Here is a 16,175-nt window from a genome sequence, read left to right as displayed (position 1 = left end):
AGAGACGGCACCAAGATAGGTCCAGTATAGAAGCTGCGCGCGTGTCTTCGCGGTTGGCTGCGGCACCTCCGCTTCCACGAGCAGTCTCTCAATATACTCCTGCCGCCTGCGGTCGATGGCGCTCACAGCTTGTGCGGCAGCTATGTTGTTGTCAGCCCAGGCGCGCATGCGAGGCTCAAGTCCGGAACCGCCTTCAAATGCAATGCGTAGGAGCGCGTTCAGGCGCTGTTCCGGGGCTTCGAACCGCTCAATCTCGACGATGATCGAGTCGGTTGCCAATTGTTTCCAACGGTCGATTATCTTGCGATGAAAATCGTCAAGGCCGGTAAAATGCCAATAAAAGCTACCTCGCGAAACGCCTAGCTTGCGCGCCAGCACGTCTGCCTTCAAGGCATCGAAACCCTCTCGGGCGAGCGTCGCCATGGCGAAATCGATCCAGTCTTGCGCGCTCAGTCGCTTGGCCATGATCTGAACCATACAGTGATGTATTGACAGGTGCAAACTCCGGAATATGGTACGAACCATACATATCTGTATGGAGCGATGAAGGATGCGAGACCTTGGACTTCAGGCTTCCGGCGCTCTGGCCATTTTCATCGCCGTCATGCACGGTGCCATTGCAGAGTTGCGGATATTCGCCAAGGTGAGAATCGAGCCGCGCGGTTCGAGCGTTCTGTTGCGAATGGTCTGGCAAGCCAGCACCGTCAGCTGGATCGCGATAGGTGTCCTGCTGATCGCAACGCCTTCGTTCGGCTCTCAATCCGCGCGCCAATGGATCATCGCGATTGCAATTTTTGTTTACGGGTATGCGGCCTTGGGAAATGCCATCGCCACCCGAGGGCGCCACATCGGCTGGATGCTGATGAGCACCGTTGTCATGCTGGCGATGGCAGGAATTTAGCGGCGATACAATACGCACGGGCGCACGGTAAGGAATTGGCTATCATGCCGCCGACAGCAGGGAGGTGTTTGCGGAGATGTCACAGAAAGCGTCAGTAGATATCAAGGAACTGGAGACACGCATTGCCAGGAGGCTTCTGCTCGTCTGTCTCTTCTTCTTTCCTCTGGTTGCGGCAATTAACGCGTCATCAATCGTATCCGAGTCGTCCCGGTCGGGCATGCAACTGGATTTGCGTATCCCGTGGGCGCTCGAACTGACCAGCATGGTTGCCATCGTCCTTCCAATCATGCTTGCGGTCCACCTCGAACGCCGTTTCCCGCTCGATGAACCAGATCGTCTGCGTTCGTTTGCCGCCCTTTGTGCCGGCAGCCTTGCCTTTTCTCTTCTCCATATTGTCGGAATGGCCGTGCTCCGTTCCGTTGTCATTCCTTCGATCAACGGTGAACCATATGAGCTCCTTGCCCATCCCGTTCGGGATTTCTTGTACGAGTTCCGAAAGGATATCTTTCCCTATGCCGTCGTCATCGGTTTGCTGACCCTCTATCGCAAATTGGAAAAGAGCCGCCTTGCCGCCAACGCAGAGCCAACCGAAGCACAAGAAACCGGTCGATTAACACTCAAGTCAGGTGGAGGAACGATCTTCATCGACGCGCAGACCGTTGAATGGGGGCGAGCGGCCGGGAACTACGTCGAGTTGAAGGCTGCCGGAAGGCTTCATTTTCCGCGCGTCACACTCGCGGCGCTTGAGAAACAGCTACAAGCCCTGAATGTCGACGTCATGCGGGTCCATAAATCCCATATCGTGAATCGAGCGTCGATCCTGGAAGTCTCGCCTACAGGCGAAGGCGATCTTTGGATCAAACTCAAGGATGGCGCCGAGATCAAGGGATCGCGGCGCTATCGTGCGCAAGCTGGGTTCTGACCGATGGGGCGGATATACGATTGCGCGGTTTACCGTTGCGACATCAGGCCAGTCTCGTAGATCAAACGCCTCCGGTCGGCCTGACCCTGAAGGTATCCGGCGATGGAATCGGCAACATCCGTATCTCCAGCGTCCACCGCAATGAGATGAACCGAGGCACGCTCCACCAGCCAGCCAAGTTTCTCGGTGGCCGATATAGCGTCTCTCCGCCTTTTCCGAGCGGCGCATCCCGGCTCTGATCCGGTCCAGCACCATAGCCATCGATGGAAAGGGAGAAATTGGCGATCATCACTCTGGCCATGCGATATCCTCTCCGCGCGCCGGCCGACCAACCAACGAAGAAGAGCCGCTCCAACTCATCTGCTCCCGGCTGCGCCAGAACGGTGACGTTGTCGTTGTTACGGCGCCAACAGTCCTGTCTAATTTCCGTCAGAGATGGTGTACTGATCCCAATAACCGGCCTTGGGCTCAATCTGTTGGACCACATCGACCAAAACGCCCGCCGGATCACGTGTCATAAAGCGCCGCTGTCCCCAATCTTCGTCGGTCAGAGGGTGGATGATCGGTACTCCCTCGCCGCTCAACCGCTCGAACACGGCGCTGGCATCGTCCACTTCCACCGTCAAAATCATTCCCAACCCGTTGAAAGCTTCCGGTCCGGGTGGGTTAGAGGGGTGGTCGGGGAGCATCAAGGCAAGAGTGGCGCCACGTGCATCTTCTGCAGCCGGACCGGACAGGTAAACGAACCAGCTTGCCTCGAAAACGGTATTGAAGGCGAAATGCGTCACATAGAACTCCTTGGCCTCGGCCATATTCGGAGTCGTGATAAGCGGATAGAGGTCGCGAACGCGCATTCGGGTTTCTCCTTTGGTGAGTTCCGCTTTCGCCATGGCCGCATGTCCTTGATTCATCAGTCCGGCCGCCGACATCAGGACAAGTTGCAACGATCTGCGTCGTGTGATTTCGGTCATTGCAGGCATCGCACGTTTGACCGGCATACGGGTACCTTTCACACTCGTTTCAGAAGATGAATCGACCGGGCGGGTCGTCAGGCTGTTGGTAAGAAGACGCCCTGCTTCCCAGCCTCGCTCAGCGCTTCACCAGATAGCGAAGCAGCATCAGGCCGTCTCCGAGCCGGGCATTCTCAGCGAGTTCGAATTTCGCCGCCATGCCTTCCGGGAAAAGCTTGAGGCCGCGCCCCAGAATGACGGGGTAGAGGATCATCGTTACCTCATCGACGAGCCCTGCGGCGAAGAGAGCGTGACAGAGCGAGGCACTGCCAAAGACGATGATGGTCCCGTTCGTCTCTTGCTTGAGTTCCGAGACGGCGGTCGCGATATTGCCTTGCAGTGTTTTGGTGTTGGTCCATTCAGGCGTCACGACAGTTGTGGAAGCGAGATATTTCGGCATGGCGTTCATCTTGTCGGCGTAGGCCGACTTCACGGTCGGCCAGACCGGGGCGAAACCGTCATAGGTACGGCGACCGAGAAGCACCGCATCGGCTTCCATCAGTTCGCGTTCCTTGAATGCATCGCCTTTGGGACCACGGCTGTAGTCGCCGGTCCAGTCGCCCAGGCCGGAACCTTCCATTCCGACGGGGTCTTCGATAACACCGTCGAGCGTGACATATTGCGAAACGACAATACTTGCCGCCATCATGCATCTCCTGTTCGGGGCTGCGTTTGTCCCGGAAAGGGGAGACGCAACGACAATGTGATCCCCGACACATCGAATGCTGGGATCATCGAGTTGGGTGCCAGTCTGTCGGCCGGATATGCCCGTTGGAAGCGTCTTGGGATAGCCGGCGGTTCTGTGTGATGAGCGGCGGCGACCACGCGACCGGGCGCATGTCCACCCTTCGCAGCCTGCCGAAGTGGTTCGCGAAGCTGTCCGATCCGCATCGAAATCCGATCGCCGGACGGTTGCGCGTCGCTCATCACGAATACCGTGTGCAGGGTCTCGCTGCCGAAGACAACCTTGTTCAAGCCATCACGCGAGCCACTGAAATGTCGCGTAAAATTGCGCGAGAAAGCGATGTCTGCCAACGTAGGAGAAGAATGGTCGTGGGAATGATGATGGCAAACGTGATTGATGCTGCGAACAGCCTGCTTCCGAAAGATCAGCGATTGAAGCTGTCTATCAAGTGAAGTTCGATTCACGTGCCGGCGACGTTTCCCGCAAAGGTCTGCGCCAAATTGCAGATTGGCGTCTTTCTTGGGAATGCGCCGCTGTTCTCCGAGGCAGTCTAAGGAGACACTGGTTTGCGCGCCAGAAGACGTCTACCACCCGGCCATTCCAGGATCCCGGGCTTCTGCCGGAAGAGCATTGATGTCCGTGTGGCAGTGCGGGTTGGAGATCTGCGTACCGGTGTTTGATGTCTGAGTGACTCCAACTCGTGGAGTGTGACCTGCGGCAAACCCTAAAGGCCGCAATCCTTCGCTGTTGCGCGGATTTTTCGCTTCGAGATCATTTGTGATTTGTGGAGTTTGTGTTGGCCACGACGAAGCCTAGTTTGACGCGCATCAATGTGCCTGTTTCCTCCGCTGTGAGATGATGAAAGAATGCGGTCGGGGAAATGGGAAGGACTAGGGGTTATGACCGGATCGAGCTGGCAGTGTGCTGGCTGCGGATCTCATCAGAAAATGCGCAAGATCGATAAATTCCGAACATTGCGTGTTGAGATCGCGACAGTGACAGGACATCCGTTGTTGAACGAAGAGTACGAGTTGTGTCCCAATTGTCAGAATCGACTTGTAAAATTGGCAAGCATGAAGAATTGGGCGAGTTTCTTGGTTGAAGACGACGGAGGGTCGTGACGGGTTTATTGCCTTATGGCCTTACGCCCGCATTTTCTTCCTTTATCCGATTGGGGCAAACACAACTATGTTGTTAGCCAACTGTTCCATTCGATTTGAAGTTTGAAGGCAACCCGATAAAGTCGGATCCGGGCTCATTTGTTGGGCGGCGGAGGCGACTGCAATGGGGGAGGGCGGTTTCGAAATGGGGTGTTTCGGATATGACCGTCAAAAATTCGATGACAGCATCTTCGATGAAGTTCCGCAAGACGCCGGGCCACGGTTGGCGACGTTCAGAGGCGGTGTGACTCATGTCATTCGCCCTCCCGGTTCACAAAAAGTCGCGCGCAGCGAACACAATCTCGTCAGTATCATGCTGGAACCGTCGGCCAATCTACAGAGCGCCATCAGCAGTGACAGCGCCCAAACCTTCGATGCCGTGCCCGGCGCGCTCGTCATCACGCCGGCTGGTGCGGATGCAACTGTTTCCTGGTCGAGCACAAGGGAAAACATCACCGTCGTTCTCCCTACAGAGGGCGTGGACGAGCTGATCGAGCACGAATTCCAACAGGTAAATCGAAAGTTCTCGCCCGTCCCGTTGGGCACGGTCGATGCCTGGGCTTTGAGCATTGCGCGGCAGATGAAGGCTGAATTCATTCAGCCGCACGCCCCAAACGAACTCTATCTCGATTCGCTGATCACCGTCCTGGGGGTGCATCTGCTGCGCAACTATGCGGGTGTTCGCAAGCCCTGGACCACAGCATCCGGCGGCCTTTCGCAGCAGCAGGCCAGATTGGTTGCCGAATATCTGGAAAACAATTTTGCCGGCAAGGTCTCTGTAGCCGAACTGGCCAGAGTGGCCGGATTATCGCATCACTATTTCATTCAAGCATTCGCCAGGAGTTTCGGGAAACCGCCGCATCGCTACCTCATCGACCGCCGTCTCGATTTCGCTGAGGAGTTGATTCTCGGCGGCGACTTGCCGATTGCGAACGTCGCTTATCTGAGCGGTTTCTCAAGCCAAAGTCATCTCACCGCGACCATGCGCAAGCATCGGGGCAGAACGCCGATGCAGGTAAGGCGCGGACGATAGTCGGTGTTGCCACTTTGCTCCCGCGGTCAGTGTGAAGATTCGCGTACCCATGTAGATGTTGATCTTACATCGATCCTAGAATTATTTGTTTTTCTCGAAATGTCGAAGCTTTGTGAAAAGAAGCGTAGTTTCTTGAAAGACACGGCGGCTAATTTTCGTGCTCACTGCCGACGCGATTTGTTCGGGTCGGCTCCGCTTTCGTGGAAAATGCGGCAATAGATTTTCGTCGCGGAAGGGGGAGTGCCGACCCGAATCTTGATGTTCGAGGGGGCCTCCGTTCATGCGAAAGTCGATTTCGCCGACGCCAGCGCTGTGCAGTTCCTATTTTCGTCACAGCCTGATTTTCCGACGCCTTTACAACTGTTTTGCAACGGTCTTCCTGGTTATTGCAGTTTGGCTGGCAACGGGACTTGCGAACGAGGCAAGAGCTCAGGTGCCGCCACCTTTTGCCGGTTGTACATCCGACATGTATATGGCGCAGGGCAATCCGACGACGCTGTTGCAGTTCGATACCTCCACCAATCCCTTCGTCTTCAATCCTCTCGGCACAGCGTCCCGCCGCTACAATGCGGCAGCTTTCAATCCCGCTGACAGTTACATTTACGCAATCGACAGAAACGCGGCCGGGACGCGCAATATCCTGCTTCGCGTCGGTAGCAACGGCCAAGTGCAGAATCTCGGGATTATCTCTGGCGGCGGTGTTAACGCCGTTGTTGGGTATCACAATGGTGAGATTGGTTCGGACGGCTTCCTCTACATTAAGCAGGAAACCGATCGGATGTTCCGGGTCGATATCAACACATTGACCGCGACAGCAATCTCCTTGTCACAAGCGGTCAACAGCTCTGATCTCGCATGGCACAACGGGCGGCTTTATGCACAGCACAGAGACAATGGCCGATTAGCTTCGATCAATCCGAACAACGGGAACGTAACCTTTATTGGCCCGACGCGCCCATCACGCGTGTTCGGTGCGATGTTCGGTGCATCGAACGGCATTTATGGCGGCGACAACAATGGCGGTTTCTACAAGATCGACCTTGCCACTGGCGCCACGACGCTGATTTCCAACTCACCCGGCTCGGGTAACAATGACGGTGCAAAATGCTACAGCACACCGCTCACCTTTGCCGCGGATCTCGCGGTCAGCAAGACTGATTCAAGCCCGACCTATACACCGGGTGAGGACACCGTTTACACGATCGTTGTCTCCAACTCTGGGCCTTTCGGTGTGCAGGGTGCCGCAATCAACGACCCGCTCCCGGCCGGGATAACGACCGCCAACTGGAGCTGTGCGGCGGCTGGCGGGGCCGAATGCGGCCAGGCGAACGGCAGTGGCGGCATCGGCACGACGGCCAACCTGCCGGTTGGCGCCACGGTCACTTACACAATGACCGTGAGCGTGCCGTCGAATTTCACGGGCGATCTGACGAACACCGTCACTGTGACGAACCCTTCCGACTCGCCCGACCCCGACACGAGCAACAACACGGCAACCGATACTGATGTTTCCGTTCCCATGCTGACGCTTGAAAAGCTGGTGGTCAACGACGCGGGTGGCACGGCGACGCTCACGGATTTCACGCTGACCGCGAACGGGCCTACCAATATTTCCGGTGTCAGTGGTAGCGCCACCGTTACCGATGCGCCGGTCGCGGTCGGAACCTACACGCTCAGCGAAACCAATCGGCCCGGTTACACGCCCAGCGATTATAGCTGCGTTATCAATGGGGGGGCACCCGTTCTCGGGAACGCTGTCACACTCGCCAATGGTGAGCGTGCGGTTTGCACGATCACAAATGAAGACGATGCCGCGACGCTGACATTGCGCAAGACGGTGGTCAACAATGACGGTGGAACGAGCGTCGTCGGCGACTTTACCCTGACGGCTTCCGGGCCCGCCAATATTTCCGGCGTGACGGGCGACGCCTCAATCACGGCGGTGCCGATCCCCGCCGGCGCCTACACGCTGGGTGAAGTGGCGGTGGCGGGATATTCCGCGGGTATCTATCGGTGTTCGATCAACGGCGCACCGATCGTAGTCAGCAACAACGTGACGCTCGCCAACGGTGATAGCGCGGTTTGCACGATCACCAATGACGATACGCCTCCGGCCGTGACGATCGCCAAGGCGCTGGTCGGCGAATCCGGCTCGTTGCCGAACACACCCGAGCCCGGGGAAACGCTGACCTACGAGATCGCACTCACCAATACTGGCGGCCAGGCCTCCAACTACGATCTGATTGATGTGCTGGATGGCAATGTCACCTTTGTGAGCGCCGACAATGGCGGTGTGCTTTCGGGGAACGAGGTGCAATGGACCGGCCTGACCGTTCCCGCGCAGGACGGCGGCACGCCCGGAGAGCTGGTGCTGACCGTCACGGTAACGGTGAATGCCCTGGCGCCAGGCGAGCAAGTCGCCAATCTCGCAAAGCAGCCGGGCGATCCGGACCCGGCCTGCCCGTCGGCGCAATGTGTCGTCATTCCGCCACCCCCCTTTATCGAAGTCGAAAAAACTTTGATCGGCGAGAGCGGCGGCACATTGGCCGGCACCGCCGAGCCGGGCGAGCAACTTACCTATCAGATCCTGCTGACCAATCAGGGCAGCGCCACCGCGACCTACGCTCTGCGTGATCGTCTCGACGACAATACGTCGTTCGTCTCCGCAACCAATGGCGGGGCGCATTCCGGCGGCAGCCCGGATGGCGGTCAGGTCGACTGGACGAACCTTGCCGTTCCTGGCGCCAGCGGCGGAACACCAGGCACACTTGCGCTTCAGGTTGTGGTTTCTGTCGTCGACCCTCTGCCGGCGGGCGTCACCAGCCTTACCAATATTGCATTCGATCCCGGTGAGCCGGAGCCGGCATGTCCATCACCGCAATGCGCAACCGTGCCGACGGAGGGCAACGTTTCCATCGTCAAGTCGCTTACTGGCGAAAGTGGTGTAGAGCCGGATGTCGCCGAGCCCGGCGAGCAACTGACCTATGAAATCACCCTGACCAACACCGGTGGCATCGCCAACAATTACTCCGTCGACGATGTGCTCAGCGCCAACACGACCTTCGTCAGCGCCACGCCGACGGGAAATCTGAGTGGCGGCACCTATACATGGTCAGGCCTGACAGTGCCTGCGCACGATGGGACAACTCCCGGCGAACTCGTTCTGTCCATCACCGTCGCAGTCACGGATCCGCTGCCCGATGGAACGGTGGAGTTCACCAACATCGCCAAGGAAACGGGCACGCCCGATCCTGTGTGTCCGTCCGACCAGTGCGTCACGATCCCGGCGTCGCCAAGCGTTTCGATGGCCAAGTCGCTGACGGGGGAGAGCGGCAGCCAGCCCGGAATCGTGGAAGCCGGCGAGCAACTCACCTATACGATCACGCTGACCAATCAGGGCGGCGAGGCAACCGGATTCGCTGTCGAAGACTATTTCGACCCGAATACGTTTTTCGTGAATGCGACCAATAGCGGTCAGTTGGCGGGCGACCATATTGCCTGGTCGGGTTTGACGGTCCCTGCCCATGACGGCGGCAACCCGGGACAATTGCTGTTGACGGTGATCGTCGATGTGGCCGATCCCTTGCCGAATGGCGTGACCAGCGTGTCCAATATCGTCAAGCGACCGGGCGCTCCCGACCCGGTCTGCCCATCCGATCAATGCGTCGAGACGCAGACGGAAGCCAAGATTTCTCTGACCAAGGAACTGTTCGCAGAGAACGGTGCTTCAGCAGGCATAGCCGAGCCCGGTGAAGAGCTCACTTATCGGATCACGGTTTCCAATGACGGTGGGGCCCCGATCAGCGGATATGCCGTACAGGACGCACTCGACCCCAACACCAGCTTGATGAGCGCGAATCCCTTAGGCTCATTGTCCGGCGGCGTCTACACCTGGAGCGGTCTGACGGTTCCGGCCCATGATGGAACGAACCCGGGTTCAGTGGTGCTGGAGATCGTCGTCGCAGTTGACGACCCATTGGCCGATGGCGTCACGCAGCTGTCGAACATTGCCAAACAGCCCGGCGATCCCGACCCGGTCTGCCCCTCCGATCAATGCGTTATAATCCCCAGCGAAGGTGCGGTGTCGATTACCAAGTCACTGGTTGGGGAAAGCGGTTCGCAAGCTGGAATCGCCGAAGCGGGCGAGACACTCACCTATGAACTGACCCTGACCAATCCTGGCGGTGCGGTCACGAACTATGCCGTCCAGGATGTTCTGGATCCGAATACGGTTTTCGTCTCGGCGTCGAATGGCGGTGTGGATAATGGCACGACGGTTGACTGGGCTGGATTAACGGTTCCCGGCTATGCCGGAGGTGCGCCGGGTTCACGCGTGCTCACGGTTGCCGTGCGGGTTAGCGATCCGTTGCCGACCGGCGTAGTCGAACTGTCGAACATTGCCAAGAAGCCCGGCGATCCCGATCCGGCCTGTCCGTCGCCGCAATGCGTCGTCACACCATCCGAAGGATCGGTGACGATCGCCAAGGCGTTGGTGGGTGAAAGCGGCACGCAGGACGGCGTGGCGGAAGCCGGTGAAACGCTGAACTACACCATAACCCTGACAAATAATGGCGGCGAGGCCACCGGTTACGCCGTGCAGGACGTACTTGATCCGAATACGGTTTTCGTCTCCGCCTCGAATGGGGGCGTGGACAACGGCACGACGATCGACTGGAGTGGCCTGACGGTGCCGGCCTATGCGGGTGGCACACCAGGCGTGCTGGTGCTGACCGTCGACGTGCAGGTGGCGGACCCGCTGCCGGCCGGGGTTTCGCAGGTCCTCAATATAGCAAAGAGACCGGGCGATCCCGACCCCGCCTGTCCATCGGACCAATGTGTGGTAACGCCCTCTGACAACATGGTGACGATTGCCAAGGCCCTGGTTGGCGAGGATGGCGCTGCCGCTGGCACGGCCGAGCCCGGAGAAACGCTCACCTATGAGATCAGTCTGTCGAACGATGGCGGCATAGCCAACAATTATTCGGTCCAGGACGTGCTCGATCCTAACACGGTCTTCGTTTCCGCGACGAATGGCGGTGTCGACAACGGCGCGACCATCGATTGGGGCGGGCTCACCGTGCCGGCCCATGACGGTACGAATCCCGGCACGCTGGTGCTCACGGCCGAGGTCCGCGTCGTCGACCCGTTGCCTACAGGTGTTACCGAACTGCGCAACATTGCCAAGCAGCCCGGTGAACCCGATCCGACCTGTCCTTCGGACCAGTGTGCGATTACGCCTGCGCAGGACGCGAAACTCGTCCTTGCGAAGAGCGGCGCCTATGAAGACAGCAATGGTGACGGCGTTTCCAGCATTGGCGATCTGATCCGCTACACGTTCACCGTGCGCAATGACGGCAATGTCGAGCTTCAGGACGTCACGCCGGTTGACGACGGCCCGACTTTCGACGGAACGGCGGGCGCTGGCCGCCTCTCCGAGTATGCACCCAAGCAGGCCACGCTGGCGCCGGGCGGCGAGCAGGTCTTTACCGCCACCTATGCCCTGACGCAGGCGGATATCGACCTCTCCGCGGGCTTGACCGACTCTGTTGAAAACACGGCAACGGCCCGCGGCTATGCCAATGGGAACGTTGTGAACGGGCGCCCGGTGGAGTCCAACGAGAGCGCATCCCTGCTGGCGTTGCCGGCGGCTGCCAGCAATATTTCTGTCGAGAAAATAGCGCTGCTGCACAGCATTCGCCGTGGCGAGCAGGCTCCATTCGTGATCCGCCTCACCAATCACTCTGGCTCGAGCGTCACAGGTCTTGTCGTAACCGATACGCTTCCGTCCGGTTTCCGCTATGTGGCCGGGTCCGCGCGTATCGACGGTGTGGAGGCGACGCCGGTTGTCGGCGGTCGCACGGTGACCTTCGAGAACATCTCGCTCACTGGCAACCAGACCATGGAGATACGCCTGAGCATGCTGGCTTTGAGCTCGGCCGGCCCCGGCAAGCACACCAATACGGCATCGGTTACCGATTCGACCGGCACGCCGCTTGCGCCGAGCGCCAAGGCCGTCATCGAGATTCTCGTTGAGCCCGTCTTCGACTGTGGCGATGTCATCGGAAAGGTGTTCGACGACGTCAACCGCAATGGCTATCAGGATAAGGGTGAGCCGGGTCTGCCGGGCGTGCGTATCGCCACGGTCAAGGGCTGGCTGGTGACCACCGACAGATACGGCCGGTTTCACGTCGCCTGTGCCATGTTGCCGGATCAGCGTATTGGATCGAACTTCATCATGAAGCTCGACACCCGGACGCTGCCGACGGGCTATCGCGTGACGACCGAGAACCCGCGCGTGGTGCGGCTCACGGCCGGCAAGATGACCAAGCTCAACTTCGGCGCCTCGATCGGTCGTGTCGTGCGGCTCGATCTGAAGAGCGAGGCTTTCGCTCCTGGCGGAAACGAACTCGATCAGCGCTGGGGGGAGGGCATCGATCAACTGATGACTGTGCTGCGCAAGGAAGAATCGGTGCTGCGTCTCAGCTACATCGACGCCGCGACCGAGATCGAACTGGCCAAGGAGCGTCTGAAAGCGCTGAGGGCACTGATCGAGAAACGCTGGCGCGAAGAAGGCGCGAACTATCCCCTTGAGATCGAGACGCGTGTGGAGGTGGGACAATGAGCACGGTCATCCTGTTGCAGCGTGCCTCCATGCGGCTCATCGCACATCGCACCCTTCTGTTGGCCGGAACGGTGCTGATCGGTTCGGCGGCCGTTCTGAAAGACGCCCTCGCAGATGAGGTTCCGACGGTGCGCAGTTTGCCGGTCGGCGAGAATACGGAGCGCGAGACGCTCGCCGACGAGGGCAGCATACCCTTTTCCATCAGCGTCGATGGCGAAACGGTGGAGAAGAGTGCCGAGACGCGGCGGCAGCCAACGCCTTCGTCCGCCGCCAAGGCACCACCCCCCGCATCAAAGCCAGTCGACCGGCAACGCCGGACAGATGTCGATCTTAACGGCGTGGACATCCAGATTAAATTCGATGGTCTCGAGGCCGAACCGCTGCTCAATGTGGCGACGGTGTCGCAGCGCAACCGGTTTCGCGCTGGAGAAACTGTCCGGTTCCTGGCGTCAAGCAATTATCCGGGCTTCATCGAACGTGCGGAGATCCGCATCCGGGAACTGGACGACGGCCGGGCGAGAACGAAGCCGTTCGCGGTGATCCCGGTCAAGGCCAATGGCGAGGCGCAATGGGCGATGCCGGCGACCGAGGACGAGAACGATTTCAGCTACGTGCTCAGGGTCTACGACAGTCGCGGCCGTTATGACGAAACGGAGGCGCTGACGCTGTCGCGCAGCGAAACGTTTCTAAAACCCGAGATCGGGACGGAAGCTGCCGCACCCGGCAACGGCGAGGATCGCACGGCCGTGCGCAATATCCCCGTTCGCGGGGGCGTCGTTACCGTATACGGTCGCAACGTTCCGCCCGGATATCGTGTCGAGGCTTTCGGCGAGACCATACCGGTCGATCCGAATCAGGCGTTCGTCGTGAACCGCATCCTGCCACCCGGCGACCATGATGTGGATGTTTCCGTAGACGGCGTTTCGAAGAGCGGCGGCCTCCACTTCAACCGCGCGATCAACATTCCCGACAATGAGTGGTTTTATGTCGGGCTGGCGGACCTCACGGTCGGCAAACGCATGGGCGATGACAATATCGAAGCCGTGCGTCCCGGCGAATATGACGACGTCTATTCCAAGGGACGGCTGGCCTTCTATCTGAAGGGCAAGATCAAGGGCGAATATCTGCTCACGGCGGCGGCCGACACCGGCGAAGAAGACATCGAGAACATGTTCCGCGATCTCGATGGAAAGGACCCGCGACAATTGCTGCGGCGGCTCGATCCGGACGATTATTACCCGGTCTATGGCGACGATTCGACATTTGTGGAAGACGCGCCGACCAAGGGTAAATTCTATGTGCGGCTCGAGCGCGGCGACAGCCATGTGATGTGGGGCAACTACAAGACCAGCATCACCGGCACGGAGTTCCTGCGCGCCGAACGTGGCTTGTATGGCGCCAATGCCGTTTACCGTTCAGAGGACAGCACATCGTTCGGAGAACGCCGCACGGAGATGACGCTCTACGCCGCGCAGCCGGACACGCTGCCGCAGCGCGAGGAGTTTCTCGCCACGGGCGGCTCGGCCTATTTCCTGAAACGCCAGGACATTGTCGAGGGCTCGGAGACGGTGACCGTCGAAATCCGCGATCAGGTCACCGGTCGCATCATCGAGCGCCGTGTGCTGCAATACGGGCAGGACTACCGTATCGATTATTTGCAGGGGGTCATCATCCTGCATCGGCCGCTCTCGTCTTCCACCGGCACCGATGCACCGGTTCGCAACGGCGCTCTCGGCGGCAACAAGGTCTATCTGACGGCGCAATACGAGTTCGAACCGGTGGCCGGAGACGTGGACGGCTATGTCTATGGCGGTCGTGCTCAGCACTGGCTGAACGATAAGGTGCGTGTCGGCGTGACCGGCATGAACGAAACGACCGGGCTGGCCGACCAGCAGGCGCTTGGCGCCGACATCGAACTGCGCCACACCGAAACCACGTTTCTCGAGGCGGAGTTGGCGCATTCCAAGGGGCCTGGCTTCGGCCTCTCACGTTCGACCGATGGCGGCCTGACCTCAGGCGATTACGGCACCGCCGGCAGCCACGATCGCTCGGCGATGGCCTGGCGTGTGCGCGGCCAGGTTGATCTGGAAGATGTTGGCAGCAGCGACATGAAGGGAACCGTCGGCGGCTATTACGAGGAAAAACAGGCCGGGTTCTCTACCCTCTACGATCAGGTGAACGTCGACAAGCGGATCTGGGGTGCACACGCCGATCTCGCCTTGAACGACCGTGTCGGGCTGAAGCTCGCCTATGACGATTTCAGCGACGACGACGGCCAGATCAAGCGCGACGGCACCTCCAGCATCAGCTGGCAGGTGGATGAGTACTGGAAGGTCTCCTTCGGCATTTCCTACACCGAGCTCATGTCGCCGCGCGCCATAACCGCTGGAAAGCGCGGCTATGACGGTTCCCGCCTCGATGCCGGTGTGCGGGTCGATTATCGCTTTGACGACGATCATCTTGTCTACGTGTTTGGACAGGCGACACTGGAACGCTCGCGCGACATAGATCGCAACGACCGCATCGGCGTCGGCGCGGAAGTGCAATTGACCGAAACCGTGGGTGTTGCCGGTGAGATCTCCTACGGCACACATGGGCTCGGCGGCCTCGCCGCTGTGAATTACGACCCCAATGACGATGAACACTACTATATCGGCTACAGGCTCGATCCCGACCGCGCCTTCGATCTCAATCGAAACCATGATCTCGTCGGCTCCGACAAGGGAGCGATCGTGGCCGGCATGCGCCGGCGCATGGACGACGTGGCATCGGCCTATGCCGAAAGCAGTTACGATATGTTCGGTCGCCGTCGCTCGCTTACACAGACCTATGGCGTCATCTATACGCCTGACGATGTGTGGACGGTGGATGTCGGTTTCGAGGCCGGTCGGGTGCGCGACGATACTGTCGACCCGGGAACCGGGTTACAGCGTTCCGACTTCGACCGCTACGCCCCGTCTCTGGCCATAGCCTACAAGGACGAGGAAGCCGGAATCACCGCGCGCGTGCGCGGAGAAGTGCGCATCGAGGACTCGGAAGACGGAACACGCGATCAGAACACATATCTGTTCGCCGCGGGCGTTTCCTGGAAGACCAGCGAGAACTGGCGCTTCATGGCCAATGTCGATACCGTCATCTCCGATACGCGCTCGACGGTCACCTCCTTCAAGGACACGGACTATGTGGAGGCATCTCTGGGCTACGCCTATCGGCCGGTCGATCACGACCGCCTCAACGCGCTCTTCAAATATACCTGGCTCTACGACATGCCGGGCAACAACCAGCTCGTCAGCGGGTCGACGGGAGATGCTTATGCACCGGCCCAGCGCAGCCACATTCTGTCTGCCGACGTCACCTACGATCTGGTGCCGTGGCTTTCGATCGGCGGCAAATACGGTTTCCGTTACGGCGAGGTGAAATACCGCACCACAAGCGGCTCGGGCACCGGTTTCGAGCAGCATTGGCAGCGCTCCTCGGCGCATCTGGGAATCCTCCGAGCTGATTTGCACGTGATCAAGAAGTGGGACCTGTTGCTCGAGGGCAGGGTGTTGCACATGCCCGAGGCAGACACGACGGACCTCGGCGCGCTGACGGCGCTCTACCGCCATGTCGGCAACAATTTCAAAGTCGGTGTCGGCTACAATTTCGGCCGCTTCTCCGACGATCTCAGGGATCTTACGCTCGACGATCAGGGTGTGTTTCTGAATGTCGTGGGCAAGTTCTGATGTGGATCAAGAGTTGGAAGGTGAACCGCGGCGTGTTTGCCGGAGCTTCAGCTCCTGAGCGGGAGGGAGCATCACGAGCATTCAAATTCTGACTCGCAAACTGCGCCGGTGCTGTCC

9 protein-coding genes are annotated in these 16,175 nt (G+C 59.3%); 6 read left to right on the top strand and 3 right to left on the bottom strand.

What is annotated here, in order from left to right; translation table 11 throughout:
* Nucleotides 1-465 (bottom strand): TetR/AcrR family transcriptional regulator (locus tag QZ638_RS10565; RefSeq protein WP_295809837.1); only part of this gene is annotated, 465 nt, incomplete at its 3' end.
* Nucleotides 466-550: 85 nt separating this feature from the next.
* Here QZ638_RS10565 and QZ638_RS10560 point away from each other — a divergent pair.
* Both QZ638_RS10560 and QZ638_RS10555 read left to right on the top strand, forming a co-directional pair.
* The gene (locus tag QZ638_RS10560) at nt 551-901 is read left to right on the top strand and encodes a hypothetical protein (protein WP_295809835.1); all 351 of its coding nucleotides are present in this window, start codon (nt 551-553) and stop codon (nt 899-901) included.
* Between the two features lie 76 nt (nt 902-977).
* On the top strand, nt 978-1,823 hold the full coding sequence (locus QZ638_RS10555) for a LytTR family DNA-binding domain-containing protein (RefSeq protein ID WP_295809831.1): 846 nt from the start codon (nt 978-980) through the stop codon (nt 1,821-1,823).
* Between the two features lie 419 nt (nt 1,824-2,242).
* Here QZ638_RS10555 and QZ638_RS10550 read toward each other — a convergent pair whose 3' ends face one another.
* Nucleotides 2,243-2,713 (bottom strand): VOC family protein, encoded by a 471-nt coding sequence (locus tag QZ638_RS10550; RefSeq protein ID WP_295809829.1) that lies wholly within the window; start codon nt 2,711-2,713, stop codon nt 2,243-2,245.
* Between the two features lie 199 nt (nt 2,714-2,912).
* Nucleotides 2,913-3,479, bottom strand: coding sequence for a dihydrofolate reductase family protein (locus QZ638_RS10545; protein ID WP_295809826.1), 567 nt, complete (start codon nt 3,477-3,479; stop codon nt 2,913-2,915).
* A gap of 161 nt (nt 3,480-3,640) precedes the next feature.
* On the opposite strand from QZ638_RS10545, the gene QZ638_RS10540 reads away from it, so the two are divergent.
* From QZ638_RS10540 to QZ638_RS10525, 4 genes are all read left to right on the top strand, one after another.
* Entirely contained in the window at nt 3,641-3,970 is a 330-nt protein-coding gene (locus QZ638_RS10540) for a hypothetical protein (protein WP_295809823.1), read from the top strand.
* 832 nt (nt 3,971-4,802) lie between these two features.
* Entirely contained in the window at nt 4,803-5,711 is a 909-nt protein-coding gene (locus tag QZ638_RS10535; RefSeq protein WP_295809821.1) for an AraC family transcriptional regulator, read from the top strand.
* Nucleotides 5,712-5,991: 280 nt separating this feature from the next.
* Nucleotides 5,992-12,333 carry a hypothetical protein gene (locus tag QZ638_RS10530; RefSeq protein ID WP_295809818.1) on the top strand — a complete coding sequence of 2,114 codons (6,342 nt, stop codon included), beginning with the start codon at nt 5,992-5,994 and terminating at the stop codon, nt 12,331-12,333.
* A complete protein-coding gene (locus QZ638_RS10525; RefSeq protein WP_295809816.1) occupies nt 12,330-16,058 on the top strand; it encodes a TonB-dependent receptor in 3,729 nt (1,242 codons plus the stop codon). The genes QZ638_RS10530 and QZ638_RS10525 overlap by 4 nt, the downstream gene beginning before the upstream one ends.
* Nucleotides 16,059-16,175 lie beyond the last annotated feature (117 nt).

This window comes from uncultured Nitratireductor sp., assembly GCF_913053745.1.
In the GTDB taxonomy this organism is placed as follows: domain Bacteria; phylum Pseudomonadota; class Alphaproteobacteria; order Rhizobiales; family Rhizobiaceae; genus Nitratireductor.
Note: the sequence above shows the minus strand (reverse complement) of the source record. Positions and strands in the feature narration are given on the sequence as shown.